Source organism: Pseudobythopirellula maris (assembly GCF_007859945.1).
Lineage (GTDB): Bacteria > Planctomycetota > Planctomycetia > Pirellulales > Lacipirellulaceae > Pseudobythopirellula > Pseudobythopirellula maris.
On record NZ_SJPQ01000001.1, the window covers coordinates 325,414 to 351,904 of the forward strand.

18 protein-coding genes are annotated in these 26,491 nt (G+C 66.3%); 5 read left to right on the forward strand and 13 right to left on the reverse strand.

Annotation, left to right across the window (positions count from 1 at the left end):
- Window positions 1-56 precede the first annotated feature (56 nt).
- The 7 genes from Mal64_RS19565 to Mal64_RS01215 form a co-directional block, all read right to left on the reverse strand.
- A complete protein-coding gene (locus Mal64_RS19565; protein WP_197525325.1) occupies window positions 57-1,136 on the reverse strand; it encodes an aldo/keto reductase in 1,080 nt (359 codons plus the stop codon).
- 98 nt (window positions 1,137-1,234) lie between these two features.
- Complete coding sequence (locus tag Mal64_RS19570) at window positions 1,235-1,975, reverse strand: hypothetical protein (protein ID WP_197525326.1); 741 nt, start codon at window positions 1,973-1,975, stop codon at window positions 1,235-1,237.
- A 138-nt stretch (window positions 1,976-2,113) separates the two neighbouring features.
- The gene (locus tag Mal64_RS01195) at window positions 2,114-3,100 is read right to left on the reverse strand and encodes a DHH family phosphoesterase (RefSeq protein WP_146395898.1); all 987 of its coding nucleotides are present in this window, start codon (window positions 3,098-3,100) and stop codon (window positions 2,114-2,116) included.
- A gap of 5 nt (window positions 3,101-3,105) precedes the next feature.
- Entirely contained in the window at window positions 3,106-4,122 is a 1,017-nt protein-coding gene (locus Mal64_RS01200) for a bifunctional riboflavin kinase/FAD synthetase (RefSeq protein ID WP_231993546.1), read from the reverse strand.
- A 108-nt stretch (window positions 4,123-4,230) separates the two neighbouring features.
- Window positions 4,231-5,085 carry an NAD(P)H-hydrate dehydratase gene (locus tag Mal64_RS01205; RefSeq protein ID WP_197525327.1) on the reverse strand — a complete coding sequence of 285 codons (855 nt, stop codon included), beginning with the start codon at window positions 5,083-5,085 and terminating at the stop codon, window positions 4,231-4,233.
- A complete protein-coding gene (gene larB, locus Mal64_RS01210; protein WP_146395900.1) occupies window positions 5,082-5,900 on the reverse strand; it encodes a nickel pincer cofactor biosynthesis protein LarB in 819 nt (272 codons plus the stop codon). The genes Mal64_RS01205 and larB overlap by 4 nt, the downstream gene beginning before the upstream one ends.
- A 10-nt stretch (window positions 5,901-5,910) precedes the next feature.
- A complete protein-coding gene (locus Mal64_RS01215; protein ID WP_146395902.1) occupies window positions 5,911-7,884 on the reverse strand; it encodes a hypothetical protein in 1,974 nt (657 codons plus the stop codon).
- Between the two features lie 814 nt (window positions 7,885-8,698).
- Between Mal64_RS01215 and Mal64_RS01220 the strand changes: the two genes are divergently transcribed.
- A complete protein-coding gene (locus Mal64_RS01220) occupies window positions 8,699-10,501 on the forward strand; it encodes a PEP-CTERM sorting domain-containing protein (protein WP_146395904.1) in 1,803 nt (600 codons plus the stop codon).
- Window positions 10,502-10,596: 95 nt separating this feature from the next.
- On the opposite strand, the gene Mal64_RS01225 is transcribed toward Mal64_RS01220, so the two are convergent.
- The 5 genes from Mal64_RS01225 to Mal64_RS01245 all read right to left on the reverse strand — a co-directional run bounded on the left by Mal64_RS01225 (window position 10,597) and on the right by Mal64_RS01245 (window position 21,808).
- Entirely contained in the window at window positions 10,597-11,418 is an 822-nt protein-coding gene (locus tag Mal64_RS01225) for an ExeA family protein (protein ID WP_146395906.1), read from the reverse strand.
- 158 nt (window positions 11,419-11,576) lie between these two features.
- Entirely contained in the window at window positions 11,577-12,443 is an 867-nt protein-coding gene (locus Mal64_RS01230) for a CpsD/CapB family tyrosine-protein kinase (RefSeq protein WP_146395908.1), read from the reverse strand.
- 26 nt (window positions 12,444-12,469) lie between these two features.
- Window positions 12,470-13,474 carry a hypothetical protein gene (locus Mal64_RS01235; protein WP_146395910.1) on the reverse strand — a complete coding sequence of 335 codons (1,005 nt, stop codon included), beginning with the start codon at window positions 13,472-13,474 and terminating at the stop codon, window positions 12,470-12,472.
- Window positions 13,475-13,646: 172 nt separating this feature from the next.
- Entirely contained in the window at window positions 13,647-18,704 is a 5,058-nt protein-coding gene (locus Mal64_RS01240) for a WD40 repeat domain-containing serine/threonine protein kinase (RefSeq protein ID WP_146395912.1), read from the reverse strand.
- Window positions 18,705-18,784: 80 nt separating this feature from the next.
- Window positions 18,785-21,808, reverse strand: coding sequence for a PKD domain-containing protein (locus Mal64_RS01245; protein WP_231993616.1), 3,024 nt, complete (start codon window positions 21,806-21,808; stop codon window positions 18,785-18,787).
- 255 nt (window positions 21,809-22,063) lie between these two features.
- Between Mal64_RS01245 and Mal64_RS01250 the strand changes: the two genes are divergently transcribed.
- The gene (locus Mal64_RS01250) at window positions 22,064-22,627 is read left to right on the forward strand and encodes a hypothetical protein (protein WP_146395916.1); all 564 of its coding nucleotides are present in this window, start codon (window positions 22,064-22,066) and stop codon (window positions 22,625-22,627) included.
- A gap of 225 nt (window positions 22,628-22,852) precedes the next feature.
- On the opposite strand, the gene Mal64_RS01255 is transcribed toward Mal64_RS01250, so the two are convergent.
- Window positions 22,853-23,878, reverse strand: coding sequence for an integron integrase (locus Mal64_RS01255; protein ID WP_146395918.1), 1,026 nt, complete (start codon window positions 23,876-23,878; stop codon window positions 22,853-22,855).
- Between the two features lie 193 nt (window positions 23,879-24,071).
- Between Mal64_RS01255 and Mal64_RS01260 the strand changes: the two genes are divergently transcribed.
- From Mal64_RS01260 to Mal64_RS01275, 3 genes are all read left to right on the forward strand, one after another.
- Window positions 24,072-24,536: a hypothetical protein gene (locus Mal64_RS01260; RefSeq protein WP_146395920.1), complete on the forward strand. Its 465-nt coding sequence runs from the start codon at window positions 24,072-24,074 to the stop codon at window positions 24,534-24,536.
- A 101-nt stretch (window positions 24,537-24,637) separates the two neighbouring features.
- Window positions 24,638-25,117 (forward strand): hypothetical protein, encoded by a 480-nt coding sequence (locus tag Mal64_RS01265; RefSeq protein ID WP_146395922.1) that lies wholly within the window; start codon window positions 24,638-24,640, stop codon window positions 25,115-25,117.
- A gap of 755 nt (window positions 25,118-25,872) precedes the next feature.
- Window positions 25,873-26,412 carry a hypothetical protein gene (locus Mal64_RS01275; RefSeq protein WP_146395927.1) on the forward strand — a complete coding sequence of 180 codons (540 nt, stop codon included), beginning with the start codon at window positions 25,873-25,875 and terminating at the stop codon, window positions 26,410-26,412.
- The last annotated feature ends 79 nt before the right edge of the window (window positions 26,413-26,491 follow it).

Here is a 26,491-nt window from a genome sequence, read left to right on the forward strand (position 1 = left end):
TCTTATCGCATGCCGGGCACGCCTGCGCAGGCGTGCCCCGCTCTGCAAGATAATTTTCAGCCGAGCGGCGGGGCCCAGCTTGGCCAGCCTTGATCGCCCTCGATGGTCTCGTGGCCGGTCTGGCTGGCGAAAGAGCTTTCCATCCAGTCGCGTGGGTAGCCGTGCTCGAAGCCGACGACGTCCGTCAATCGGTCGCGCAGCTCTTGCGGCAGGTCTTCCGCGCCGGCGGCGAGGCTCGGGGCGATCTGCTCCGCGGTGCGGGCGCCAACGATCACCGAGGTCACGCGGCGCTCGCCCAACAGCCAAGAGACCGCCACCTGCACCGGGCTCCAGCCGAGCTCTTTGGCCACGGCCACGGTCTCGTCGATCACCTTGAAGCTGTCGTCGTTCCAGTAGCGCGGCAGGTCGACCTTCGCGCGGATGCCAACACGCGAGCCCTCGGGCGGGCCCGAGTTGCGGTCGTACTTGCCAGTGAGCAGGCCGCCGGCGTTCGCGCTCCAGCAGAGCACGCCCATGCCCTCCGCCTCGCAGGCGGGCAGGATGTCGCGCTCGATGTCGCGCCGCAGCAGGTTGTAGAGGTTCTGCGAGCTGACCAGCGGCGCGAGGCCGCGCAGTTCGGCCACCGCGTTCGCCTTGACCATCTGCCAGGCGAAGAGGTTGCTGCAGCCCAGGTAGCGGACCTTGCCCGCGCGCACGAGGTCGTCGCACGCCCGCAGGGTCTCTTCGATCGGCGTGTTGGGATCGGGGCCGTGCAGTTGGAAGAGGTCAATAAAGTCGGCGCCGAGCCGCTTGAGGCTCTTCTCGACCGAGTCGACCACGTGCTTGCGCGACAACCCCTTGGCGTTCGGATGCCCCTTCTCGCCCGGTGGGTAAGGCATGCGGAACCAGCACTTCGTGGCGAGCACGAGCCCGTCGCGTGGTCGGCCCTGCAACGATTTGGCGAGCATCTCCTCCGACACGCCGTCGGCGTACATGTCGGCGGTGTCGATGAAGTTGCCGCCGGCGTCGAGGTAGCTGGCCGTGATGGCGTCGGCGGCCGCCTGGTCGCAGCCCCACCCCGGCGTGCCGAACGTCATCGTGCCGAGACAGACCCGCGAGACCAACAGGCCCGATTCGCCGAGGTAACGGTGCTTCATCAGAGGACGCCTCCCGAGTGCGTTGCAGGGTTCCGGTCTATTAGCCGAAACGATTACAACGCGCCGCGGGCGCCGCGACCAGAGTCGCCCGCCGACGCTCAGCAGCGTCCCAGACGGGCGGCGAGCTGATCGACTTGGCCTTTGAGGTTCGCCAGCAGCAGCTCGGGGCTCTCGCCCGTCGCCAGATCGGCGTAGAAACCCGCGGCGCCGCCGCTCTGGCGCCCGGCCAGGCTGTCGGTGGTGCGTTGCAGGCGACGGAGGTCGTCGTGCATCGAGCCGAGTTTGCCCGCCGCGGCGCGGCTGCTGGTCCACAGGTGCGAGGCCAGCTGCACGAGGCCGAGGATCATCAGCCCTTGCCCCACGAGCGTGGCCGCCAAGGCGGGGTTCCACAACTCGGGCCGTGCCTGGACTTGCGACCAGAGCATCAGGCCAACGCCCAAGCCCAAGCAGCCCGCCCCCAACGCGGCCACGGCCCAAGAGCCGGCCTGCTGCTTGGCCGCTTTCGCGGCCGGGGCCCGTCGCTTCTGAGCGGGGGGCCGGTCGATGATGTCGGGCGAGTCGCTCCGTCCCGGGATCTCGCGAGAGTCGCCGAAGTCGAAACGCAGCGAGCCGCTCGAGGGGCCGGCCTTCACACGGCTGTGCGCGGCGCGGAGCGTGCGGTCGATCTTGGCGAGCCGCTCGGCGTTCTTCGGGTCGTCGATCGAGTCGAAGGGATCGACCGTCGCCTCGACCGCGGGCGAGTCGGCGCCGATCGGACGCCGGCAGCGGGCGCATTGAGCGGACCCGCTCGTGAGCGGGCCGAGACCGGGGACCTCTTGCTGGCAGTGACGGCACCACATCGGAGGCTGGGCCCCTTTCTCGATCGAAGCGACTCGGCTGGCTACATGTGCGGCCAGAAAGACCACATATCGCTACCTATCGTCGCGAGAGGGCGTCGGACTTTAACGGTTGCGCGGGCGTCAGCTGATCGGCCGCGCCTACGCCATGCGGCTCACAAGCTCCGCTAGCAGCGCCGCCTTGGCCTCGGGGATCGGCCCCGGGATCCGCACGCCGGCCGCCTTGGCGTGGCCGCCGCCGCCGAAGACTTCGGCCACCTCGCGCACGTCGAAGTCGCTGCGGCTGCGCAGGCTCGCCTTCGTCTTGCCGTCTTCGGGCATCCAGGTGAGCAGCACCGCCACCTCGACGCCGGAGATGCTGAGCAACCGGTTGACCACGTCCTCCGTGTCGGCCGGGGCGGCGCCGGTCTCGGCGAAGTCCTCGGCCGTGGCGTGCCCAAAGGCGACCCGTCCGTCCAGCTCGGTGCGGATGCTCTGCAGCACCCGCCCCTGGAGCCACACGCGCTCGATCGTGTTGCGGTCGAACAGCGTTGAGAAAGTCTCCGCCGGGTTGGCGCCCGCCTCGACGAGCCGGGCGACCGTCTCGTAAGTGGCGGCCGTGACGGACGAGAAGCGGAACCAGCCGGTGTCGGTGGCGATCGCCGCGAACAGCGGCTTGGCCATCTCGGTGGTCAGCTCGACGCCCAGAGCGTCGATCGCTTCGGCCACGAGCCGGCCGACCGCCTCGGCCGTGGTGTCTTTGATCACGGCGCCGCCCAAGTCGTCGCCACTCAGGTGGTGATCGATCACCAGCTTCTTGGCGCCCGACTCGCGGAGCACATCGGCCATCGGACCGAGTTGGCCCCAAGCGCTCGTGTCGAGCACGATGTGGGCGTCGGCCTGGTGGACCTCCTCGGGGGTGACGCCCTGGCCGAGTGTCTCGACCTTTGTCTGGGGATCGATGAACGCGATGTGCGGCGGTGTGGTGTCGCCGTTGACGATCCGCACCCGCTTGCCGAGCGTCTCCAGGGCGAGAGCCAAGCCGATCTCACTGCCGATCGCGTCGCAGTCGGGACGCATGTGCGAGGTCAGCACGAACGAGTCGCACGAGGCGACCAGCTCTTTCAGCGGGGTCCAATCGAGCGGCATCCGGTTCAATCCTGGGGCTTGTTGTCGCCGGCGCCCGCTTGGAGGGCGCCGATCGTATCGAGGTAGGCGTCGGCGATATTCTTCGCCGAGGCCGCGTCTTGCCGGATCTGTGCGACGAGCGCACCGGCCGACGGGAACGGTCGCACGTCGCGGAGCCGCTCGAGGAAATCGACCTCGATCAGCTTGCCGTAAAGCGGCTCGTGCAGGCCGACGAGGTGCGCCTCGACCTTGGGGTGCGTCTCGCCGAACGTCGGGTTGGAGCCGATGTTCACGGCGGCTGGCCACGCCCGGCCCATCACCCAGCCGGCGGCGGCGTAAACGCCGGGGGCCGGCAGCAGCGTGTCGATCCCCTCGAGGTTCGCCGTGGGGAAGCCGAGCTCGGCCCCGCGGCCGGCGCCGTGGGTGATCATGCCACGCAACTTGTAAGGCGAGGTGAGCATCCTGCGCGCCAGGCCGACCTTGCCGCCGGTGAGCAGCAACCGGCGGATCCGTGAGCTGGAAATCCACTCGGCCCCACCGCCCGTGTCGAGCGCGACGGGCTGGACCACGTCGAGCGACATGCCGGCGCCCGCGGCCAGATCGGCCAGCAGCTGCACGTCGCCCTCGCGATTGTGGCCAAAGTAAAAATTAGGCCCCTCGATCATCGCCTTGGCGCCGATCGCCTCGACAACGATCCGACGGAAGAACTCCTCGGCCGACAGGCACAGCAGCGCCTTGTCGGTGGGGTAGGCGATGACGCAATCGACCCCCAAGTCGGCGAGCAGCTCGGCCTTGCGCTCGGTCCAGGTGAGCGGAGGCGGGCATTCGGCCGGCCGCAGCAGCCGCACCGGGTGGGGGTCGAACGTGAGCACCAGCGCCGGCCCGCCGACCTCTTTGGCCTTGTCGACGAGCCGGGCGATCAGCTCGGCGTGGCCGCGGTGGACGCCGTCGAAGTTGCCGATCGTCAGCGCCCCGCCGCGCAGCGATTCGGGCAGTTCGGCGAGGTGGCGGACGATCTGCACGCGGTTTTCACGAGGTTTCAAGGGAGCAATACCACGAGTATCGGCTCTCGACGCGGGCAGGGTCAATCGTCGGCCGAGCGGCCGCACAAGCGGGCCGCACTCCGCCTCCGCCCTTCAGCGCTCGGTTCTTCAGAACGGCGTCGGATCCAGCCGCTGGAAAGCGTGCGGTAACTCGTCGATCAGATCGGTGGCGATCATCGAAATCTGGCCCAGCCGCGCGGCGGCGAGGTCGCCCGCCACGCCATGGACGTGGGCGCCGAGCCGCGCCGCGTCAAACGGCCCCAGCCCCTGGGCCATCAGGCCGGCGATCACGCCGGTGAGCACGTCGCCCGAGCCGCCGGTGGCCATGCCGGGGTTGCCGGTCTTGTTGATCGCGTGTCGCTCGCCATCGGCAACCACGGTGCGGGCGCCCTTGAGGAGCACCGCGCCAGATGCGCCGCTCCGCCGAGCCAGCACGCCGGCCGCCTCGACCCGCTCGGCGTCGTCGCCGGTCGCCTTTGCGGCGAGCGACGCATCGCCCACCAGCCGGCCGTACTCGCCCGGGTGCGGGGTCAGCACGCAACGAGCGTGGACGTTCTCCAGCATCGAGCCGCGTGCCAAGGCGTTGAGGCCATCGGCGTCGATGACGGTTGGCTTGTTGGCCGCGAGCACGAGCGGCAGGAGCGTGTCCCAGTTCTCACCGAGGCCGGGGCCGATGGCGACAACCGTGGCGGCCTCGAGCGACTCACGAAAGTCCTCCGCCTTGCCGATCGCAACCGTCATGTAGACGGGGCAGAACGAGGCGACCACGGGCGCCGACGCGGCCGGCGCCGCCACGGTCACGAGCCCCGCGCCGCTGCGCAGGCAAGAGAGGGCCGACATCGCGATCGAGCCCGCCATCCCCGGCGCGCCGCCAATGAGCAGCACGCGGCCGAAGTCGCCCTTGTGGCTCTCGGCGCCACGGCCCGCCAAGAGCGGCAACGGTTCTTGCGAAACGTCTTTCACGAATCGGCGCCCTTCTCACTGGAGCAGCGGCCCGCGGCGGCTCGCGAAGCGATCACCCCGGCCAGGTAGCCCGCCTTAAAACCGGCGTCGATGTTCACCACCGCCACGTTCGACGAGCAGCTGTTGAGCATGCCCAAGAGCGCCGTCACGCCGCCGAAGCTCGCCCCGTAGCCGACGCTCGTCGGCACGGCGATCACCGGCGCCGCGACATGCCCGCCGACGACGCTCGGCAAGGCGCCCTCCATGCCGGCGGCGACGATCACCACGTCGGCGTCGCGCAATTCGGGCAGCCGCTCGGCGAGCCGCTGCGGCCCGGCGACACCGATGTCGTTGATACGAGTCACGGCAACGCCCATCCAGACGAGCGTTTCGGCCGCCTCCTCGGCGACCGGCAGGTCGGTCGTGCCGGCGGTCACCACGGCGACCGAACCTTGGGGCGCCTCTTGTTCGCAAGCGGCGCCGCCGACGGGGGCCGCCAGCCGCCAGGTGCGTGCTGTCGCGTTGTGGCAAGCGAGCGGGTAGAGCACTTCCAGGTCGGCCGCGGCCGCCGGGTCGATCCGCGTCACCAGCGACGGCTCGCCACGCTCCTGCTGGGCGGCGATGATCGCGGCGATCGCATCGGGCGTTTTGCCCTCGCCATAAACGACCTCGGGGTAACCGCAGCGGTCGCGCCGCGCCGTGTCGAGCGACACGTCGCCACCGGCGAGAAGCCGCGTTTGCTCGCTCGCTTCGAGGAGTCGGTCGGCGAGCGTCTCGGGCGCGAGGGCGCCGTCGCGCACGGATTGGGCCAGGTTCAGCAGGGTGTCTCGATCCATGGGACCAAGTTTAACCGGCATGGCGGCGTCGGCGCAGCCCACCGGCGACGACCGCCGCGGCGGCGAGCAGCCAGGCGGCCGGTTCCGGCGCCGTGACCGCCGAGGGCGACCCGGCGGTTTGGCCGAAGTTGCTGACCCATAGGTCGTAGTCGTCCTCGTCGACGATCAGGTCGCCGTTGCCGTCGGCCCGCAGGTCCGACTGCGACCCGAGCGTGTCACGCCACACGGTGAAGTCGGCCGCGTCGACCACGCCGTTGCCGTTGTAGTCGCCCGCAACGCCTGCGAGCACCTCGCCAACGAGGCTGAGTGTGAGCGTTTGCTGCGTCGCCCCGGGGAGGTCCTCGTCGGAGAGCGTCAGCAAGTAGCTGGCGGCGAACTGGCCGGCGGCGGCGGTCGAGAGCGTGGCGGTGGCGCCGTCGCTCAGCCCTGCGGCGAGATTGGCGAACGTTTCGAGGCCGGTCGAAAACACGCCGGTGTCGCCCGTGCCCATGCCGATCAGGTCGAGGTCCAACCCGGCGGTGAGCCCCGGCGAGGCGACGAGGTTGAAGATATCAAAACCGACCTCGGCCGCTTCACCCAACGCCCGCTGGCCGAAGTCGATCGTCAACTCGTCGAGATCCATGCTCGCCGAGAACGACGCGTTCGCCGGATCGAGCACGTCCCAGTCGATCACCTGCGAGAACTCGCCGTTCTGCACGCCTTGGCTGGCGGAGGAAACGCCGAACGTGGCGCTGTAAGAGCCGGTAGCCGAGCTGGTGAGCGTGGCGTCGTGGAGCGTGGGACCCGCCAGGGCGAACGCCGTGTGGTCTGTTGACCCCGATAGGTCGCCGGTTTTCGACACGGTGTAGTCGAGTTCGTCGGCCCCCACCGCGGCGACCACCGGGGCGGTGTTCTCGACCGAAACGGCCACGCTCTGCCCCGCCCCGCCGAAGGCGCCGCGGATCACGCGGGGGGCGTGCCCCGTGGCGTACTGGGCGGTCATGATCGCCGGTAGTTGGTAATCGGCTACGACCGGCAAGTGGTCGCTGGCGTCCTCCAACGCGTTGAGCACCTGCGATGTTGTGTAAGACGTAACGCCCCGCGCCGCCAAGTCGATCGTGTTGCCGACGTTGATCGCGTCGTTGTAGGTCGAGCCGTTGTTGCCGAACGTGTGGTACGACCCCGCGATGTAGCTGAGCCCCTCGTCGTCTTGCAGCGTGGCGGTGATCAGTTGGAGATCGAAGCGGTCGTCGATCCCGCCGCTCGCAAAGCCGCCGCTGCAACTGAACTCGCACGGGCTCTGCGTGTGCCACTCGGCGTAGGACGAGTTGTTGTGCCAGGTGCCGAGCTGGTTGATTGGGTCGTGCGCCTGCGCCGGCCCGGCGGAGAGGAGGTGCTGGAACGCGTCCTCGTTGCTGCTGCGCATGTTGAAATCGCCGGCGTAAATCTGGTGGGCGTCGGCCCCCAGGTTGTCGGCGTGGGCGCGGATCAGCTGCGCCTCGAACAGACGCCGGGCGCCTACGGTTGTTCCGCTGCTCGACGCGCCCTCGGTTCCCGCTTTGTAATGGCTGTTGTAGGCGTAGAAATCGGCCGTCTCGTCGTAGCCCACCGGGCGGAGTTGGTAGCGGATCGGCTGACGAGGGTTGCGGTTCGTCGTCGGCGCACCAAGCCCCTGCTCGGCAATCAGTTCGACTGTGAGCGTGTTGTAGACCAAGCCTTGGCGGATACTCGAATTCGAAGGCGCACCCGCCCAGTCGCCGCGGGCGTACACCCCTGCCCCGTAATGCGAATTGAGCATGTCGACGATGTCTTGCGTGCTCTCGTCCGGATCGGTTTGCTCTTGGAGCAATAGCACGTCGATCGGCTTGGCGACGCCGCCGACGCTCTCCTCGCCGATCGCGCGTAGCACGGTCTCGAGTTCGGGCCGAGGGCCTTGGAGCGTGTTGTAGGTAACGATCCGCAACTGCGCCTGGGCAGCCGAGCCGCAAGCTAAAGAGGCAGCCACCATCAGCATGGCTACGCAGAACGAGCCAGCCCTACGCCGGGCGCCGCTCGAATGGTTTGCCAGGCCTGAAAATAGAGAAGTGACCAAGCTGCTTCCGGGTGCAAGGGTTCGATCGCTCCAGCCGAGGGGGGAGCTCAATCAGGAGGGATAGCAAGGAAATCGGGTCTGCACAGACCCGCATCGACTCGAGAGCGGGGACGGCGTTGCGGCGCCTCAAAGCCTCACTATACCGAGGCGATCAGGAACGCTGGGTAGTGGGTATACGAATTTTTGATGAATTTTGCCTTACATATCCCCTCGTTCATTGACCAAGGCTCGCGAACGGTTAGGATCGTTTCTATTGGTTATAGGGCGAGGTAGTGGGCTGTTTGGGGCAATCGCTCTGGCGTCGCCCCGTGTAGCTACCTCGGCCCCTGCCTACGGCATTTACGACAAACCTTAATACGCCCTGGCCGGCGATTTGACGCCGCCAAGGGCTTTCCCTCCGCACACGTCGCCATCGCGTCTTCGATCAATCGCCCTTCGATGATTCGAAGTATGGTCTTTGGCCGCCCTCCCGACCCGTCGCTTAGATCCAGTCGCGTTGATTCGCTGACTCTCACGCCCCCCAAGGAAGTCGGGGGGACGTCCAGCCTTGGAGCTCACGAGCTGGCGCAAATCCCGTCGCGCGTGCGCCCCGCTGCTGAACGAGCCGCCAGTCGCCGAATGTGGCGGTTTGCGAGACAACCCGACTCATGCAGCTACCCCCTTAAGAACCTCGAGTCGTAGACAACGCCTCTCGTCCGCTAGTACTCCCCCTCAGGCCAAGTGGAAAATGACCAAGATCACCCAATACCTGCGGACCGTGGCGGCCGCCGTCGCCCTGACGATTCTCCTCGCGACAACCGCGCACGCCCAGCTGATTGTCACCGAGATCATGGCCGACCCTGGCACCAACACCAGTTCGAGCGACCCGGCCTGGGAGTGGATCGAGCTCTGGAACAATACCGATAACGCCATCGATTTTTCGGCGACGCCCTATGTCATCGATGACGACGACGCGGACGCGGATAACGACTTCAACTCGAGCACTTACGCGCAGCTCTCTCAGCCCAACCTGAATGTCGGCGTGATCCCCGCTGGCGGGATTGCCGTGCTCTACAACCAATTCGAGTTGGACGACACCTACGACGGCGATTACCAATTCGAGGACGCCTGGGGCACGCAGAACAGCCAGGGACAACCGATCACCTACATCCCCTTCACTATCAACGACAACCCGTCCGCCGGTTCGGGCCCGGTGGACTACAACTTCCTCTTCCCCGGTTTGTCGAACAGTGACGACCAAGTCGGTTTGTGGTCGTCCTACTCCGCTTACAGCTCGGAGACGCCGCTCAATGGCCCCGGCAGCCTGGCCGACGACTTCACGACCAATAACACCGTTTCGGGCGTCTACTACGGCGATCCCCCCACGACCAGGTCGGTGCAGTGGCGTGGCGTCGGCGACTTCAAGGATTTCAATAACTGGGTCCGCTCCGAGCCCGATGTGGCCGGCGCCGTCGTGACCAATGTGATCGCCGAAGAGGGTGAAGGCGTGCTCAACGGCACCGACTTCGGCAGCCCCGGCATCACCCACGGCACGGGCGCGGCCCCCGCCGGCGAGTTGGTGATCACCGAGATCATGATGGACCCGAATTTCTCCGACTTTCAGTGGGAATGGATCGAGGTTCACAACAACACCGGGGCGGCGATTGACTTCGGCAGCACGCCTTACGTGTTCGACGACTTCCGCGGGAACGACCTCACCGAGGCGAATATCACCTCCGGCGTGATCCCCGACGGCTCGACGGCGGTGCTGTTCAACGAGGCCAACAGCGACCTCTTTGATCTGGCGAACGACCTGGGCGAGAACCCCGCTCCCGACGTGCTCATGGAGCGGGCCTGGGGCTCAGGCATCAACTTCATCCCCGTCTCCACATGGTCGAGTCTCAACAACTTGCAGGGCGAGACTTCGGTGGGCGACAAGATCGGCATCTGGTCGTCGCTTGCCGACTACGAGGCGGAGCCGAATGACGATCCCGATCCCACCGGTGACGAGGGTGAGACGGTTCGCACTTTCGACAACGCCACCGTGGTTGTTGAGTACGAATTCGGCCAGAACGGCTGGGACGATTACGTGTTCAACTCAGGCACCTCGATCTACCTGGAGGACCTCAGCTTCGACCCGAGCGATCCCGCCAGCTGGGGCGTCTCCGGAGACGGCCCGGACCTCTTCGTTGGGTACCCCGCCGCATCGGTCGAAGGCGATTTGATCATCTACCCGGCCGACGACACGGGCTCGCCGGGATTGTTCTTGGCCCAGCCGATCCTTGTGGGCGACTACAACGACAACGGCGTGGTTGACGCGGCCGACTTCACCGTGTGGCGTGACAACTTCGAAACCGACGCCTCGTTGCCCAACCGCGACCCGGGTCTCTCGGGCGACATCTCGATGGACGACTACGCCGCCTGGGTGGCGAATTTCGGCGAGACGCTCGACGCGATGTCGAATGCGTCCTCGGCCGCCGTTCCCGAGCCCGCGGCCCTGGCCGTGCTCGCCATGGGGCTGGCCGGCTTGGTGTCGCGTCGCCGCCGCTGAGGCCGCTCGCGGCAAAGCTAAAGAACAAGGCCGCGGCCCCCGTTTGGGGCCGCGGCCTTTTTTTGTGTGTAGCTGATTTTCTAGCGCCAGCCGGCTTACTCGAGAGAGGCGGTCACGAGCTCGTTGTTCACCGCGTCGATGTGATGCGCCTCGATACGAGGCGACCCGTCGGCGAAGCCAACCACCAAGGCCAAGTCGCCCAAGCGGTTGATCCTCCGCGGCACGCCGCCGGTGACCTGCGAGATCCGCTCGATCGCCTCGGCGGAGAAGACCTCGCGGGTGGCGCCCGCGGCTTCGAGGCGACGGCCGATGTAGCCGGACGTCTCCTCGGGGGTGAGCGTGCGGACCAACGCCTTGACCGCCAGCCGCTCGTCGAGGCCCGGCGTGCGTGCGAGCGTCGAGATCAGCCCCATCTGCCCCACCAGCAGGAGGGTCCAAGGGGCCTGCCCGCCATCGAACAGGTCGATCAGCAGCCGCACCGTCTCCAGCAGGCCGGCGTCTTCGAGCAATTGCGCCTCGTCCAGTACGACGACGGGCCGCACGCCGCTCTCGGCGTTGCGCTCCACCAGACGCTCAAGACGGCCAAGCGTGGCGTCGGCCGAAACGCGTCCCTCGGGGTCGGCGGGGGCCTCCAGCCGATCGGCCAGTAGGGCGAGCAGCTCACGGTCGCTCAGGCGCGGGAACGCCAGCCGCACGACCGGCGTGGTCGCCGGATCGAGTTCTGAGGCGAGACGCCTGAGCAGCAGCGTTTTGCCCACGCCGCTGGGGCCGGCGAGCGCCGCGGCGCCGCGGCCTTGGTCGATCGCATAGCGGAGCTTGAGCGCCGCCCCCTCGTGCGATTCGCAAGGGTAGTAGCCGGCCGGGCCGGGGTCGGCCTCGAACGGCTTGCTGTCGAGTTGCCAGTAGTCTTCGTACATCGAAGGCCCCTCCCGGGCCGTCAGTCGCTGCGTCCTGAGTGTTGCTCTTCGCTAACGAGGGTCGCTGGAATGTTTAGCGTTCGTGACGACGTGAATCAACACGGCCCTGTCGCCCACCAAGCCGCGCGTCGCACAGCAACCCCTTCGATCCCCGAGCTTCAAGACGCGGCGGCCACTTCGATAAGCCCGCACGGCCCGATGCCGAGACCTTCGAGTGATTTCCGAGCGTGGTCAATGTCCCGGGCGTCGTCGCCCTCGCTGTGGATGAGCGCCACGCGTGTCTCGAGCTTGCCGAAAGGCTGGAGCCCGTGGGTCAATCGCTGCGTGACGACCCCCATGTCGATCACGACCAGGTCGCTGGACGCAACGAGCTCTTCGCAGGCGCCGGGCGGCAGAGCCTCGAGCCTGCCCCCCTCGGCGAGCGCGAGGCGTGCGTCCGGCCAAGAGACCAGCGCCTCGCCGTACGCGTCGCCGCGTCCGATGCACTCGGTAAGCGTTTGCGAGGGGCGGGCGCCGAGCGCACGCGCCAGGCCCGCGTTCTGGGGGTTGGCGCCGACCAAGGTCGATCGCATCCCCGCCGCTGAGCAAGTCCGGGCGAGCGCGATCGCCGCGGTGGTGACGCCCGCCTTGGGCGCCACGCCGGCCAACGCGAGCACGCGGGCGCCATCGCCCGTCAGGCGGTCGATGAGCCGTGCGAGCTCAGCCCCCGCGGCCCAGTAGAGACGCTCCGCCATCGCCGGCCAGGGGGTCGCGTACAACTCGGCCGCGGCTCGGCATCGCGTGGGCGTGGCCTCGGCTGTGGTTTGCGTGCCGCTTGCCCCAGGCGCCGGAGGGCCAGCACCGAGCGGACCGAGGGGCGACTTGCCGATCAGTTGGGACAACGGCGACCTCGCGCCGGGGCCCTCGGCGGCGTGGGTCTGGCGTTCGCTTGTCGCGTCGCTCTGTTGGGGGCTGCTCTGCCGGGAGGCAGTCGCCGCGGGAACGCGTCGGTAGGCGTCGATAAAAGCTTGGTCGGTGGTCGGCATCGCGGTTGGCTTCTGCTGAGTGAGCTTCAGTGTGAGGAGGGCGACCAGCGTGTGGCGCGGTGGGGGGTCTTGGGATACCCCTGCGCGTCGTTGCTTTGCTCGGCGTGCTGCGTCGCGGTCGATGGCCTAGCGGCTTGCTCGGCGGGAAGCATGGCTACCCGGTCGCTCGCCACCACGCGGTGGGGCTCAAGGGGCGTCAGCCGCTCGCCGAGGACCGCACGCGGCGCCGCGTCGCGGGCGGCGGCAAGGCCCACGGGGCCCGAGGCGGACAAACCGGTTGGCGATTGCGTCTGGCGCCGGGCCACGCCTTCTTGTGGTGACTCGTAGGCGGGCGGCACGTAGCCCGGCCGCGCGCCGCTCCGCAAGCTCGCGGCGTCGGAGTCGATCGGGCTGAGGCCGTCGTTGGCGAGCAACTCGCCGCCGCCCCAACCGGCGGGGTCGGAGCCCCAGGGCGTGGCGTCGAAATCGCCCATCACCGAATCGATTTCGGGTCCCGGCGCGTCGGCCTCCACGCCGCTGGCGGCGCCCGCCAGCAGAGCGATGCTCACTCCCGCTGCCGAAAGCAAGCCGAGCAAAACGGCCCAGCGAGCGGTCGTACCGACACGCTCGGACCAAGGCCCGCTGAGTTCGATCGCGACGGGGCTCTCGCCCTCGTGAAGCCGCACCCGGTCGCCGACTGTAGCTGAAGCGGCGTGACCGATGTCGATACGCACGGCTTCGTCCGTCGCCGCAACGGCTTCTGGCGCGATCTCCTTGACCGCGACTGCTCGATCGGCGGCTGACTGATCGGGCGTTGCTTGGGTCGAAGGGTCATTCGCCAAGGCGAAGTGCGAACTCGGCCGCGGCTGCGAGTTCGCGTCGACCCGCGTGCTCGTAGCGTCGCTCTTGGTCGCGTTCGCTTCCGACGTGTGGGACTCAACTTCCACCCACGGCAGCTTGAGAAGCGTCGGCGGCAACGGGGCGCCGGCGGCCTCGGGAGGGGCGTATCCCTCGACGGTGAACGTGTCGAAAGTCGAATACGGCTCGCTCATTGACTCTTCCTGCGTGATCGGGCCGGGCGGCTGACGCGGCAGCAAACCCTGCACACCTTGCGCTGCGGACGCGCACTGCGACGTTACAGGTATCGGAGCGGGTTGGGGGGGTCTTGAGGATTGTTCCGCGCCCCGCCAGCGTCGCCCCTTAAGAGGGCCTCTATCCGCGGGCTCACCGGGCGCTCGGACCGCGAGAGGCCTGCGCCCCCGCCCCAGCCTGCCCAGACCCCCAGGAGTCGGCTGGCCACAAGATAGCGGCGCCGTCGCGGCTAGCGGTAAGGGCCGTGAGGCCATCGGGAGCGAACCCGACCGCAGTCACTTCCTGCGTGTGCCCGGCGAGCGAGAGAATCTCCTTGCCCGTGGCGGCGTCCCACAGCTTCACCGCGTTGTCGCGGCCGCCGGTCAGCACGCGGCGTCCGTCGGGGCTGATCGCCACGCTCGACACCCCCGCCGTGTGGCCCAAAAGCTCGGCCCGGGTTTCGCCCGTCGTGGCGTCCCACACACGGGCCGTGTTGTCCTCGCTGCCGGTAACGACCCAGTGGCCGTCGCGAGACACGGCGCCACACAGCACCGCCCAGGCGTGCCCTTCGAGCGTGAATTGGCTCTCCCCTGTAGCCGTGGAGCTGATCGCCGCGGCGCCATCGGCCGAGACCGTGAGCACCCGGTCGCCGGTGGGGAAGTAGATCGCGTCGAGCACGCGGCCGCGATGGACTCGCAGCTCGGGCCCGTTGCGTTTGCCGGTCGAGGCGTCCCAGCGACGCGCCACGCCGTCGTCGCCGCAGGTCAGCAGCTCGGAGCCGTCGGGCGAGAACCGGACGCCGTTGATCCCGCCCTGGTGGGCGTCGTTGAGTTTCAGCAGCGCCGAGCCCGTGGCGGCGTCCCACAGCTTGACCGATTGGTCCCAGCTGCCGGTGGCCACGCGGCGCCCGTCGGGCGACAGATCGGCCGACGCCACGGCGCCGTGGGCGCTGAAACGCATGGTGATTTGCAACGGGTCGAGCCTCCAGAGACGGGCGTCGTTGCCCCCGACAGTGATCACTCTCCGAGCGCCGCCGTCGCCCCGGTCTTCTTCGTTTTGGCCGGCGTAGCGGGCGGCCCACACGTAACCGGCGCCCTGATCGAAATCGATCAACTGTTCAAAAGCTCTTTCGGCGCCGGGCGCGAGGCGCCATTCGTAAACCGCCGCGGCGGCGGCCGAGGTGAGCAGCGCTCGCCGGCCGTTTGCCGCCAGATCGACCGCACTGAACACGGCCGCCTCGCCCGAGGGGAGCTTGAGCGGTTGCTCGGCCAGCAGTCGGCCGTCGTCGAGTCGCCACAAACGCGCCACCCCGTCGTCGCAAGCGGTCAGGGCCAGTCGGCCGTCGGCAGAGAGGTCGAGCGCCGAAACCCAATCGGGGTGTTTCAGCACGAGGCTCAGCAATTCGCGGCCGGTGCTCGGGTCCCATTGGGCGCAGGTCAGGTCGCCGCTCGACGAGACGAGACGCTCGCCACCGGGGGTGAATCGCAACGCCGTGACCGCCCGGCTGTGGCCCACCAACTCACGCTCTTGGCGCCAACCACCCTCGCTCGCCTGTCGCCAAAGGAGTATGCGTCCCCGCTCGTCGCCCGTGGCGAGCAGGTCGGCGCCGGAGAAAGCGACCGCGGTGACATCGGCCTCGTGCCCGGCGAGCGACTCCTGGAGTTCGCCGCCGGTGTTCCACAGCCTGACCCCGCGATTCGGTCCGCCCGTGGCGATCGTGCGGCCATCGGCCGACACGGCCAGCGCGCCGCTGCGGCCCGTGCCGGTGAGCGCCTGCGTTTCGGCCCCGGTCGCGACGCTCCACAGCCTGACCGTGTTGTCCCCTGCGCCCGTGGCCAGCATCCGCCCGCCATCGAACATGACGGCCGACGAGGCGAGGAACTCGTGGCCCTCGCTGAATCCTCGCAGCGGCTCCGCCGAGTCGGCGTCCCAGAGCACGGCGGTGCGGTCGCGGCTGGCGGTGAGCACTTGCGAGCCGTCCGCCGAGAAACGGGCGGCTAGCACGGCGTCGGCGTGCCCGTCGAGCACCTTGCCCCGCATCACGCGAGACTCGGCGTAGGCGGCTACATCCCACACACGGATTCGCGCGTCGTGGCCGGCCGAGGCGACGTGCGAACCGTCGGGGGAGTAGGCGACGCCGCGCACGCGGCCGCCGTGGCCACGGAGCGTTTTAATCGGCGCGCCGGTCCTGGCGTCCCACAGCTTGACGGTGTTGTCGTGCGAGCCGCTCGCCACGTGGCGCCCGTCGGGCGAGAAGGCGACCGCGCGGACCGCCTTGTCGTGGCCCTCGATCCGCAGGTAATCGTGCGGCGGGTCGGGCAGGCCGTCGAGGCGACGGTCGATGTCGACCGGCCTGACCCGCTCGGGATCCCAAACACACACCGCGCCGTCGTAACCCGCCGTGGCGACTCGGTCGCCGGTCGGCGAAAACGCCGCGGCGTAAACCGGCCCGCTGTGACCATCGAATTCGGCGGCGCGCTCGTCGAACGGCCCGCTATCGGCGCCGGAACGGCGCCAGACGATCGCCTTGCCGTCTTGGCTGGCGGTGACCAAGAACTGGCCATCGGGTGAGAACTCGGCGTCCCAGACCCACCAGTTGTGCCCTTCGAGCTTGGCGGTCTGCCGGCCCGTGGCCAGGTCCCAAACCCGCGCGGTGTTGTCGTAGCCTCCTGTGGCGAGCCGAAGCCCATCGGGCGAGAACGCCACGGTGAGCACGGCTTCGTCGTGGCCTGTGAGGGTGCGAACGATGTCGCCCGTGGCGGCGTCAACCACGCGGGCCTTGCCGTCGCTGCTGCCCGTGGCGAGCCAGCGGCCATCCGGCGAGAAGGCGACCGCGTGGACGTATTGCCCCTGCCTGAAGGCGAGGAGCACCTTGCCCGTAGCGGCGTCGCGCACCGCGGCTTGCCCCGACCAGTCGCCGCTTGCGACCCGCAAGCCATCGGGCGAGTAGGCGACCGCGTCGGCTGGCGCCGGCAGTGTGAACGTGCGTTCGTCGAGATCGCAGAGGTAGCGCAGCCGGCCCCACTCCCAGTGCCTCAGCTCGGCGGGGCAGTCTTTGAGCAAGTCGGCGGCGTAGTCGAAAGCGTTCTCGTCGATCTTGGCCGCCGCCAACCCGATGCGGGCGACGTAAGCCTCGTAGCGTTCGCTCTCTTCGGCCGCCACCGCCTTGGCCTCCTCTTGCTCGGCGACCAGGCGTTGGCGGTTAGCCTCTTCCGCGTTTCGCTCGGCCTGCTCGGCGTTCAGCCTAGCCCTCTCGGCGTTGTCGTCGGCGATGCCTCGCTGCCGATCGGCCTCGTTCTTTTGGGCAACCGCCTCGGCCTCGTTCTTCTGGGCAAGCTCTGCGTTTTCCTCGGCCCGCTCACGCTGGGCGACCGCCTCGTTTTTCTGCTTGCTGATTTCGAGGTACGAGTATGTGCCGCCGCCGATAAGCAGCAGCACGAGGCCCAGGGCCAGCAGCTTGGCGTTGCGCAGCCGACGCTGTCGCGCCGCGCGTTCGGCTTTGGCCCGATTGACCTCGGCGAGCAGCGAAGCCGCCTCGTCGGTCGGCTCGCCGTCGGTCGTCAGCAGCGAGGCCGCCAAGTCGTAGTCTTCGTTGCCGAAGGCGCAGCGGGCGTAGGCGAGGCGGGCGTCGTTCGCGAGCGTCGCGGCCCGGGTGTTGCCTTCCCACAGGGCGATCGCCTCTTCGAAGCCGAACAAGGCGCGGGCAAAGATCTCGTAGTCGGCCCTCTCGGCGGCCAGCTCGAGGTTGCGTTGGGCGTTGGTGGTGAGCGCGAGGCTCTCCGAATGGGCTTGGTAACGCTCGACCGCCGCCTGGAACGCCTTGACCGTGGGGTAGCGGTCGGAGGGCTTTGTGGCCATCGCCCGCAGGGCGATCTCGATCAGCTCGCCCCGCTTGTCGGTCTCGACGATCTCGTTGCGAGCGGCCGCCATCAGGCACTGCATCACGTCTTTGCCGGTGTGCGGAGGGTCGCCCGTGACGACCTCGAACAGCATGGCGCCGAGCAGGTAGATGTCGCTGCGTGCGTCGATCGTCTCGACCGGGCCGCGGGCCATCTCGGGCGCCATGTAGGCGGGCGTCCCGCCGAGGCTGTCGCTCTGCACGACCGAGCCGGCGCTGCGGAACGACTCGTTCACGCGCGCCAGGCCCCAGTCCATCACGAGAACCTCGCCGTAATCGCCGAGCATCACGTTCTCGGGCTTCAGGTCGCGGTGCACCACTCCGCCGGCGTGGGCGAACGCCACCGCGTCGGCCACGCGCATCAGGATGCCGACATTCTCCGCGAGGGTTTTCTTGGTGAGCACCTCGTCCCACGGCGTCCCCTTCACCCGCTTCATCGAGTAGAAGAGAGCGCCCTTGGCGTTGGCGCCGAGGTCGTAGATCGGCACGATGTTCGGGTGCTCGAGCTCGCCGGTGACGACCGCCTCGGAGATGAACTTGTCGCGTGCTGCGGCCGCCTCCGCGTCGCCGCTGCCGCTCTTGCTCCCCTTGCCCCCCGGCTTGAGCATCTTCACCGCCACGGTGCGGGCGATCGACGACTGGCGGGCCGAGTAGACCACGCCCATGCCCCCCTGCCCCAGCATGTCGAGCAGCTCGTAGTCGGGCGCCTCGATCCCCTCCACAGCGCCGGTGAGCGACCGCGGCTTCACATCGCTGGTCGATTGCAGCGAACGCGACTTGATCGGCAAGGTCGACCGCTGGCCACCGACCGTCCTGCCAAGGGCGGCGCGGAGCGTGGCGCCGGTCTTGCCCTCGCTCGCCTCGGCGGCGGCGGCCCACTCGCCGGTCATCCGCAGGCCGAGCTCGTCGTCGGACTCGAGTGTCTCGAAATCGAGCGACGCCTCCCCGTCGCCCGCAGGGCCAACGCCGTCCAGGGTGGCGTAATCAACCGTCGCATCGCCGGCGCCGCTGTGCGTCTGTCGGCCGGGCGGGAGCTCGACGGTCGCCCCCTCGTCGGCGCCGTCGAGCCGCAGCTCGTCGAACTCGACCGTCGCGTCCGCGCCGGTCACCGTGGCGTTCTTCTGCTTCTCGGGGCTCCCCTCGGTCGCTTCGTCCGGGATGATCGGGGCGTCGAAGTCGACGGTCGATTCACCCGAAAACTCGACCGTCCGGCCGGCATCGGACGATGCGTCATCGGGCGGCGTGCGGCCACACGCCGGGCAGGCGGCTGCGCGGTCGTCGAGTTCGGTTTGGCAGAACGGGCAAACGGGCATAGGGAACGGCGCGGTTCTTGCGGAACTTGCGAAAGGCAGCGGCGCCTCGTGCGACGCTGCTTGAAAAGCGGATGCAGACTTCAGGGGCGGGGTTGGCGGTTCGCTCGACGCCAAACGCGGCGAAAGCGAGCCCACTGGGCTTTAGCGTCGCGACCCGCCAGCGCGCGGTCGAGCCGCTGGGCCCAAGCGCGATTGGCCCGGCTGCGGTCGATCGCGATCGGCGCGAGCGCAGCTGCGGCGACGAGCGGGGCGGCCGACGCTTCGGACGCCCCTTCGGCGGCTTCGGCCCCCTGAGCCGGGAACGGAATGCTCTCGATCGGCGCGGCTTCCGGCGGCTGTTGGGAGGGGTCCTCGTCGGCGGGCGAATCGGCCGGCGGGGTGCTGGGCTGCTCGAGCTGGCTCTCGCCAACCTCGCTGGTGGGCGGTCGGTCGCGGGCGCCGTCGGAGTCGTCCGAGGGGTCGATCAGCCGGCCCGAGCGGACGTAGACATCGATCACCAGCCGGCGTGAGCTGTTCTCGGTCCGCACCACGTAGACCCGGTAGCGGTTCTCTGGCAAGGTGCGGAACAGAGCCGGCAGGTCGTCGAGCGACTCGGTCTTGAGCCGATGCCCCTCGCCCTCCGTGCCGTCGGGATAAACGACCACCAATTCGAGGTAGCGTTCCGAGGCGACCGAGGCGTCGGACCGGGCGGCGCCCTCGCTCGCGGAACGCGACTCGAGGTCGACATCGCTGACGCGCTCGGGCGGCAAAGCGACGACCTCGCGTTGGGGCAATTCCGCGGGGCCGCCCCCAGTCGCGAGCACGAACACCACCGTGTTGTCCTCGATGCCGGAGTTCTTGATCGCCACCGACTCGAGATTGCTCTCCCCCACCTGCAGGGCGGTCGAGCCGAAGTCGTCGTCCTGCACCTTCACGGTGATCACGATATCGGCCGAGGGATTCAGCGGGTCGGGGGGGCCGGTGTACGTGTGCTCGATGACAACCGTCTGCGGAGTCGGCCCGGCGATCGTCTCCTCGGGCGTGAACCCGGCGCCGTCGCCCCAGTCGACAAGCACCACGAAGTCGTCGGCCCCGGGGTCTTCGAACGTGAGTGTGAGCGTCGTCTTGCCGTCGCCACCGACGTCGGTCGCGGCGACCGGGTCGAGCATCGGGTTGACGTTGAGCACCGTCACTTCGATCGTCTCGACGGTCACGCCGCCGTCGTCGTCGGTGAGCGTGACCGTGACCGTGTAAGTGTTGTCCTTCACCGTTTCGCCGAGCAGTTCTTCGTCCGTGTCGTTGTCGGTGTAGAAATGGCTCGCGGCGAGGGCGCCGGTTGTCGGCGTGCCCTCGGATCCGTTGACGGTCGACTCGGGCGGTCGCGGGGCGTCTTGCGTGCCGTCGCCCCAGTCGATCGTGTAGCTGAAGGTCTCGGTGTCGAACGCCGGGTCGGAAAACACGCCGAGCGCCGTGAGGTCGAGCGTTTCGCCTTCGTTGATCGTGAAAGGCTCGTCTGTGAGCACGAGGGTCGGCGCCACGTTCTCCACATGGACCGTCAACGCCGCGACAGCCACGCCGCCGTCGTCGTCGGTCAGGGTGACTGTGGCGGTGTAGTCGCCGTTGTCGCTGTAGATGTGCTCGCCGCTGAGAAAGCCAGCGCCACCCGACTCGGTGACCACGAGCGGCTCGGCCGCCGAACCGTCGCCCCAATCGATCGTGGCGGTGTGGGTGTCGTTGGTCCCCGGATCGGTGAAGCTGACAATCGGCGCCAACGCGCCCATCACCTCGGGAGTCAGCGTGAACACCGCGCCTTCGTCCACGGTGGGATCAGCGATCGGGTCGAAAACCGGCGGCAGATTCGAGGTGTTGATCATCACGCTCGCCGAATCGGTCCCGGTGTCGTCGTCCGTGACCGTGAGTGTGATCGTGTACGAATCGACCGGCGTGCCGCTCGGGTTGTCGTCGATGTACTTGTGCGTTTCGCTGAACGCACGCTCGGCTGCCGAGTAGAGGAACGTCTCGGTCGAGCCATCGCCCCAGTCGACGGTGAGAGTGAACGTGTCCAGTGAGCCCGGGTCAACGATCACGCCGGTGAGGGTGGTCGAGCCGTTCTCATCGACATCGGTGGCCCCGATGCCTTGCAACGTCGGCGGCAGGTTCGCCACGTTGATCGTCGTGCTAGCGAGGCCGCGGTCGAGGTCGTCGTCCAACACTAAGAGCCGGATCACGACCGGGTCGGTCGCCGTGCCAGTCGGGTTGTCGTCGAGGTACTGGTGCGTTTCGCTGAAGGCGCGCTCGCCGGCCGCGTAGCTGAAAGTCTCGACCGTGCCGTCGCCCCAATCGACGCGGAGCGTGTGGGTGTCGAGCGTCCCGCCGTCGACGATCACGCCGCTGAGGGTCGCGACACCGTTCTCATCGGCATCGGTCGCTGAGACGTCCGCAAGTTCAGGCGGCAGGTTCGATACTTCAATCGCGACGCTAGCTTCGCCCACGCCCCCGTCGTCGTCCTCGACCGTCAGCCGGATCGTCACCGGATCGACCTGGGTTCCCGAGGGGTTGTCGTCGAGGTATTGGTGCGTCTCGCTGAAGCTGCGGTCGGCGGCGGCGTAATTGAATGTCTCGACCGTGCCGTCGCCCCAGTCGACGGTGAGGGTGAAGCTGTCGGCCAAGCCGGGGTCGACGATGTCGCCGGAAAGCGTGGTCACGCCGTTCTCATCGATGTCATCCGCCGTCACGTTCTCGAGTGCCGGGGCGACGTTTCCGACACGCACCGAATCGGTCACTAGGTCGCTCGCCCCGGTCGAGTCGGTCACGACCACCCGGGTGCGGTAGATGCCGTCATCGATGGGGGTGAACCGGAAAGCGGCGTCGTTGGACGTCTCGATCACAACGCCCGCCTGCAAGATCGTCCACTCGAACTGCAAGTCGCCCGTGCCGGTCGCCTCGGCGCTGACCTCGACCGTGTCACCCTCCAACGCCGTGTTGGGCACGACCACATTCGTCAGCGTGGCGTCGAGCACGCGGCGTGGCTCGAGCCGGCGGACGACCAGGGCGTCGGCGCGGTCGCCGGGCGGACGCGTGGGACGCACTCGGCGGCCGAACCAGGCGGCGGGTTTTGAGGGCATACGCAAGACGGCGACCCGGAGGCGGTGGCGATCGTGTGATGGAAAACGGGGCATTCGGCCCTCGGCGGGCTCCCGTGGAAGCACTACCCATTATCACGAGAGGGCTTCGGTGCTGTCAAAATAAATGCTGTCGGATCCCACAAACGATTGTGCCGGATGCGCCGATTGGGCTGCAGCCGGGCGTCGAATCGGGCCGATCGACCTTGGGGTGGGCGAATTGCGCCCGGAGTTAAACGCGCTTGGGGGAGCGGCGTCATGGCAAGAATACGGATACACGCGTGGCTGGCGTTGGTCGCCTGCGCCGCCTGTGCGACCACGCTTGCGGCCGCGCCGCTGGGCCCGGTTGCCAAGCCCCTGGCCGAGCCGGGGCCCGATGCTTACGCCATCCGGCCGATCAACTCGCTCGGTGTGGGGATCGGCGCCAAGCCCGGCGTGCTGCCGACCAACTACGCCGCCGAGCACGGCGTGGCGAGCCCCTCGCCGCTGGCTTCGGCGCGCAGCTGGCCTATCACCTGCTACCACTGGGCCGCCAGCGCCTCACGCAGCAACCCGCTCTACTTCGAAGAGGTGAACGCCGAACGCTACGGCTACGCCTGCGGCTGCTTGCAGCCGGTCGTGTCGACCGTCCACTTCTTCGGGACGGTCCCCTACTTGCCTTACTTGATGGCGAGCGACTGCCCGCGTGAGTGCGTCTACACGCTGGGGCATTACCGCCCCGGCTCGTGCGCGCCGTACCGCAGCCACGGCTGGCCGGTCGACCTGCTGGGCGCCGCCGCCGAGGGGGGCGCCGTGGCGGGGCTCATCTTGCTCGTGCCGTGAAGCGGCAGAGCGTCAGAGCGGGGTCCTAAGCAGTTTCTGCAGCGATATACGCTAGGTGAAAACTGCTGAGGCGTTTCACGCCGAACGCTGTTTGCGAAACGCATTAAACCGCGTCGGTCGGCCAGACCGCTGCGAGTTGGCGATTCGGCTTGGGCGCCGCGGTTGAGGCAACCGACGAGATCTCCTGCCAAGTTCAATTGCGGGCGGGGAAAAGAGCCGCAGCACTCAAGACGTTGCGACGCTGAGGGAGTCTAGCGGGCTTCGCACACCGCAGGCGCCTCGCTGCAAGACATGGGTATAGACCATCGTTGTTGAAACGTCATTGTGTCCGAGCAATTCTTGCACTGTGCGGATATCACTACCCGATTCGAGCAGGTGCGTGGCGAACGAGTTCCGCAGGGTGTGACAGGTAACCCGCTTACGAATCCCAGCGCGGCGAGCCGCCTTACGGACCGCAGTCCCAACCGACGTCTCGTGCAGATGGTGGCGGCCCAACCGACCCGTTCGAGGGCATCGAGACAACTGTTCGGATGCGAACACGAATTGCCACGCCAGCGACTGGGCGGCCGACGGAGACTTCCGTTCGAATGCGGACGGCAGATCAACACGGGCGACGCCACGTTCAAGGTCTGACGCGTGCAGCTCCGACCTCCAAGCGATCTGTCGCTCGACTGCGGAAAAGACCGACTCGGCAAGCGGGACTGCCCGGTCCTTATCCCCCTTCGCTTGTCGCAAGATCAACTGCCTACGAACGACGTCAACGTCCTTGACCCGCAGCCGACAGCATTCCATCAGCCGCAGGCCACTGCCATACATGATCGAAGCCATGAGCCGGTGGGTTCCGTGGGCTCCTTGCACCGTGTCGAGGAGCCGAGATACCTCGCATTGGGCAAGCACGACAGGAAGCCGCTTTGGCCGCCTTGCTCGGACCGCGTCAAGCGAGGGTAAATCGATCTTGAGCACGTGCTTGTAGAGGAACAGCAGCGCGCATAGCGCTTGGGTCTGAGTGCTTGCAGACACGTTTTGCTGCACCGCTAGATGGGTCAGAAACCGTTCGATCTCCGGCCCGCCCATCTCACGCGGATGCCGCTTGTCGTGGAACAAGATGTAGCGGCGAGCCCAATAGACGTAGGCCTGTTCAGATCGGTAGGCGTAGTGCTTCGCACGAAGGGCTTCTCGCACAGCGTCCAAAAGACGCGGCGGTTGAGCAATAATTGCTCCAGCCTCCGGGGCACGGTAGATTGACGCCATCGTTGCACCAGTGTCTTTGGGAGTCCGGGATGTGCACCCATGTACACTATTCGGCTGCCGAGGCGTCAAGCCGCTTACGCGGACAGTTTCTGCGTAAGTAGGATTACGCAGCGAAATCCCGTCTAATAACAAGTTATGCAGCTCAATGTAGAGGCTTGCAATTTCACTCACGCTCCAATTCATCGCATTTGGCTTGATTCTGCTCGTGTGCATCGCGTTGATTGGATTCCTCGCGGTCACATGGCCGCAATTTTTCTTTCCCGCTCTTGGATTGCTTTGGCTTGCTTCCGCAGTGTGGGATATCCGAAACAGATATCGGACAATCAAAACGCTTGGCCAACAATATGATCAAATCGAAGCTGGCGAATCAGCAACATTCGTTGGGCTGTATCGACCGCATTGGGAAATCGGACACATTCAAATCGCTCTGACCAAGCGATGGCTCGGCTTTATTCCTTCATTTGAATCTTGGTCACCTTACTTTATCGCTGAGTTTCCAGTTAATTTTGATACACTCGAAAACGACAGCAATTTCTTAATCAAATTCGTTGGTACACCGACGGACCGCGGACAATATGGTCACATGGGATCAATGTGCAGAGAAATCAGGATTGCCGAATTCCTCGATGTTGAACCCATCCCGAAAAACGCCGCATAACAATGGATTGCACACGGAGCCGCGGGCCGCGCGGGCTTTGAAATCAATACTGTTCGCCGCGGCCCGGTGAACCCTGACGTTATGCCGCTATGCAAATCACGATGGGTATGACGACAAATAAATCGTCGGTATCGATGTCTGACTCGCTTATTCAACTGTACGATCTACGCCACGACACCGAGCAAATCGGTCACGTCCAACATGCGACTTTGCATCGCGATGGATTCGGTCTTGTTCCCGAAAACGGATTTTTTGGATCCCCTACATGGTGGTCCGCAATATCCGATGGGCTAATTCCCACTATCGAAATCAACGGTGACATAAGCCGCGTCTTTATGTCTGGCCACAACGACTACGCTGAATTCGAGATCGACGATGGCGATTCAAAAACATCGTGGACCAGACAACTGTCGCCAACCGACAACGACACGCTCACAGACGAAGAGAAATGGAAGCTTTATCACGAAGGCAATGCCGTACGGCTTCAGTACGTCAAGCAAAAATTCAAGAGTCCGTCACCCGGTTTTGAAATCAGCCATTGTGTGTTGGGCATTTGGGTCCGTCCGCCGGGCAACTCCTAATGGCCAACGTCTGCGCGGCATAACAAAAAAATGCACCCGAGTCGCGAAGTCGGGCGTTTTGACAATGGAGAATCTCTCGTCGCGACCGGGTGATTTTAGACGTTATGTCGCTTGGTCGACTGCAACTCGCAAAGTATGTCAGCATGGCGGAGCCCCTCAGCAAATCACAACAATCGTTACGGGGCCGCAAGATTTGTGACATGACCGAAGAGCAGCTTCGTGATTGGATCGACGCTTGCCTCATAATGGAGCAATGGGTTAGTGCTGCCAAGGCTCGTCGCGGATGGAGACTGAGCGGGATCGAAGCCGAACAAGAATTAGAGAATAGAACGGGTGGATAATGTGATACCCGACTACCGCTTAGTGCAATTTGATTTGCTCGCTGTTTTGAACAATAATTGCCACCAAAAGGAACGGAGTGCTCTGTCAATGCACGCATGCTCCGAACCGCCAACCAACGCAACGCGAACTCGTAGATCGCGACATAACAATGCGTTGAACCGAAGCGGAGAGGCCTTCGCGGTTGGCAAATCGCCGGATGTTGCTATCGCACCATTGTATCCGGCTCCGTTTTCACTTATTTACATTTTTAGGTCCGCTCGGTTAACGCGGGCGTTATTTTGCAAATGATACACTCAGCGTTTAGAACGATTATCTTCCTCGGCCTTCTGCTTGTCTGCATCAGCGGCTGCGACCAGTCTGGAAGAGCGACGTCTGATTCGCCATCTCAGATATCCGCATCTGAACGACAGCAGTTGCTCGACGCTGCTGCTCGGGCCGAACTTGAATCGCTGGACTCAAAACCGCCCGCGCCCAATATTACTCTTACCACACCGTCCGGATGGTCGAAAACGGAGACACGAGCGCTACCACCAGCTGATCACGGATTCACCGTCGCCTACGAACATGACTCAGGATTGGCCGTCACACTGTATCAGTTTACCCGAGGCCACAATTCGATTTCCAACGACGTGAATTCGCCGTTACTCAAGGAAGAGATGCAGCACGCAAAGAAAGGAATCGAACAAGCAGTTCAGCTCGGCTACTGGCAGGCTGCTAAAGAAACTGAATTCAAGACTGTCAAACTCGGGGACTCCGAGCAGCAAGCGTTGTGGTCCCAGTTTCACCTCACTGTCGACGACATGATTCTGGCGTCAGACATTTACGTGTGGGCACAGAACAATACGTTTTTCAAGCTTCGCTGTACATCACGCAGCGAGGACATCGCATCAAATCAAGCAGCGCTTGATCCCCTGCTGACAGCGCTTGGTTCACCTGCCGCCACAGCAAAGTAACGAAAAAATGCACCCGAGTCGCGAAGTCGGGCGTTTTGAAAATGGAGAATCTCTCGTCGCGACCGGGTGATTTTAGGCG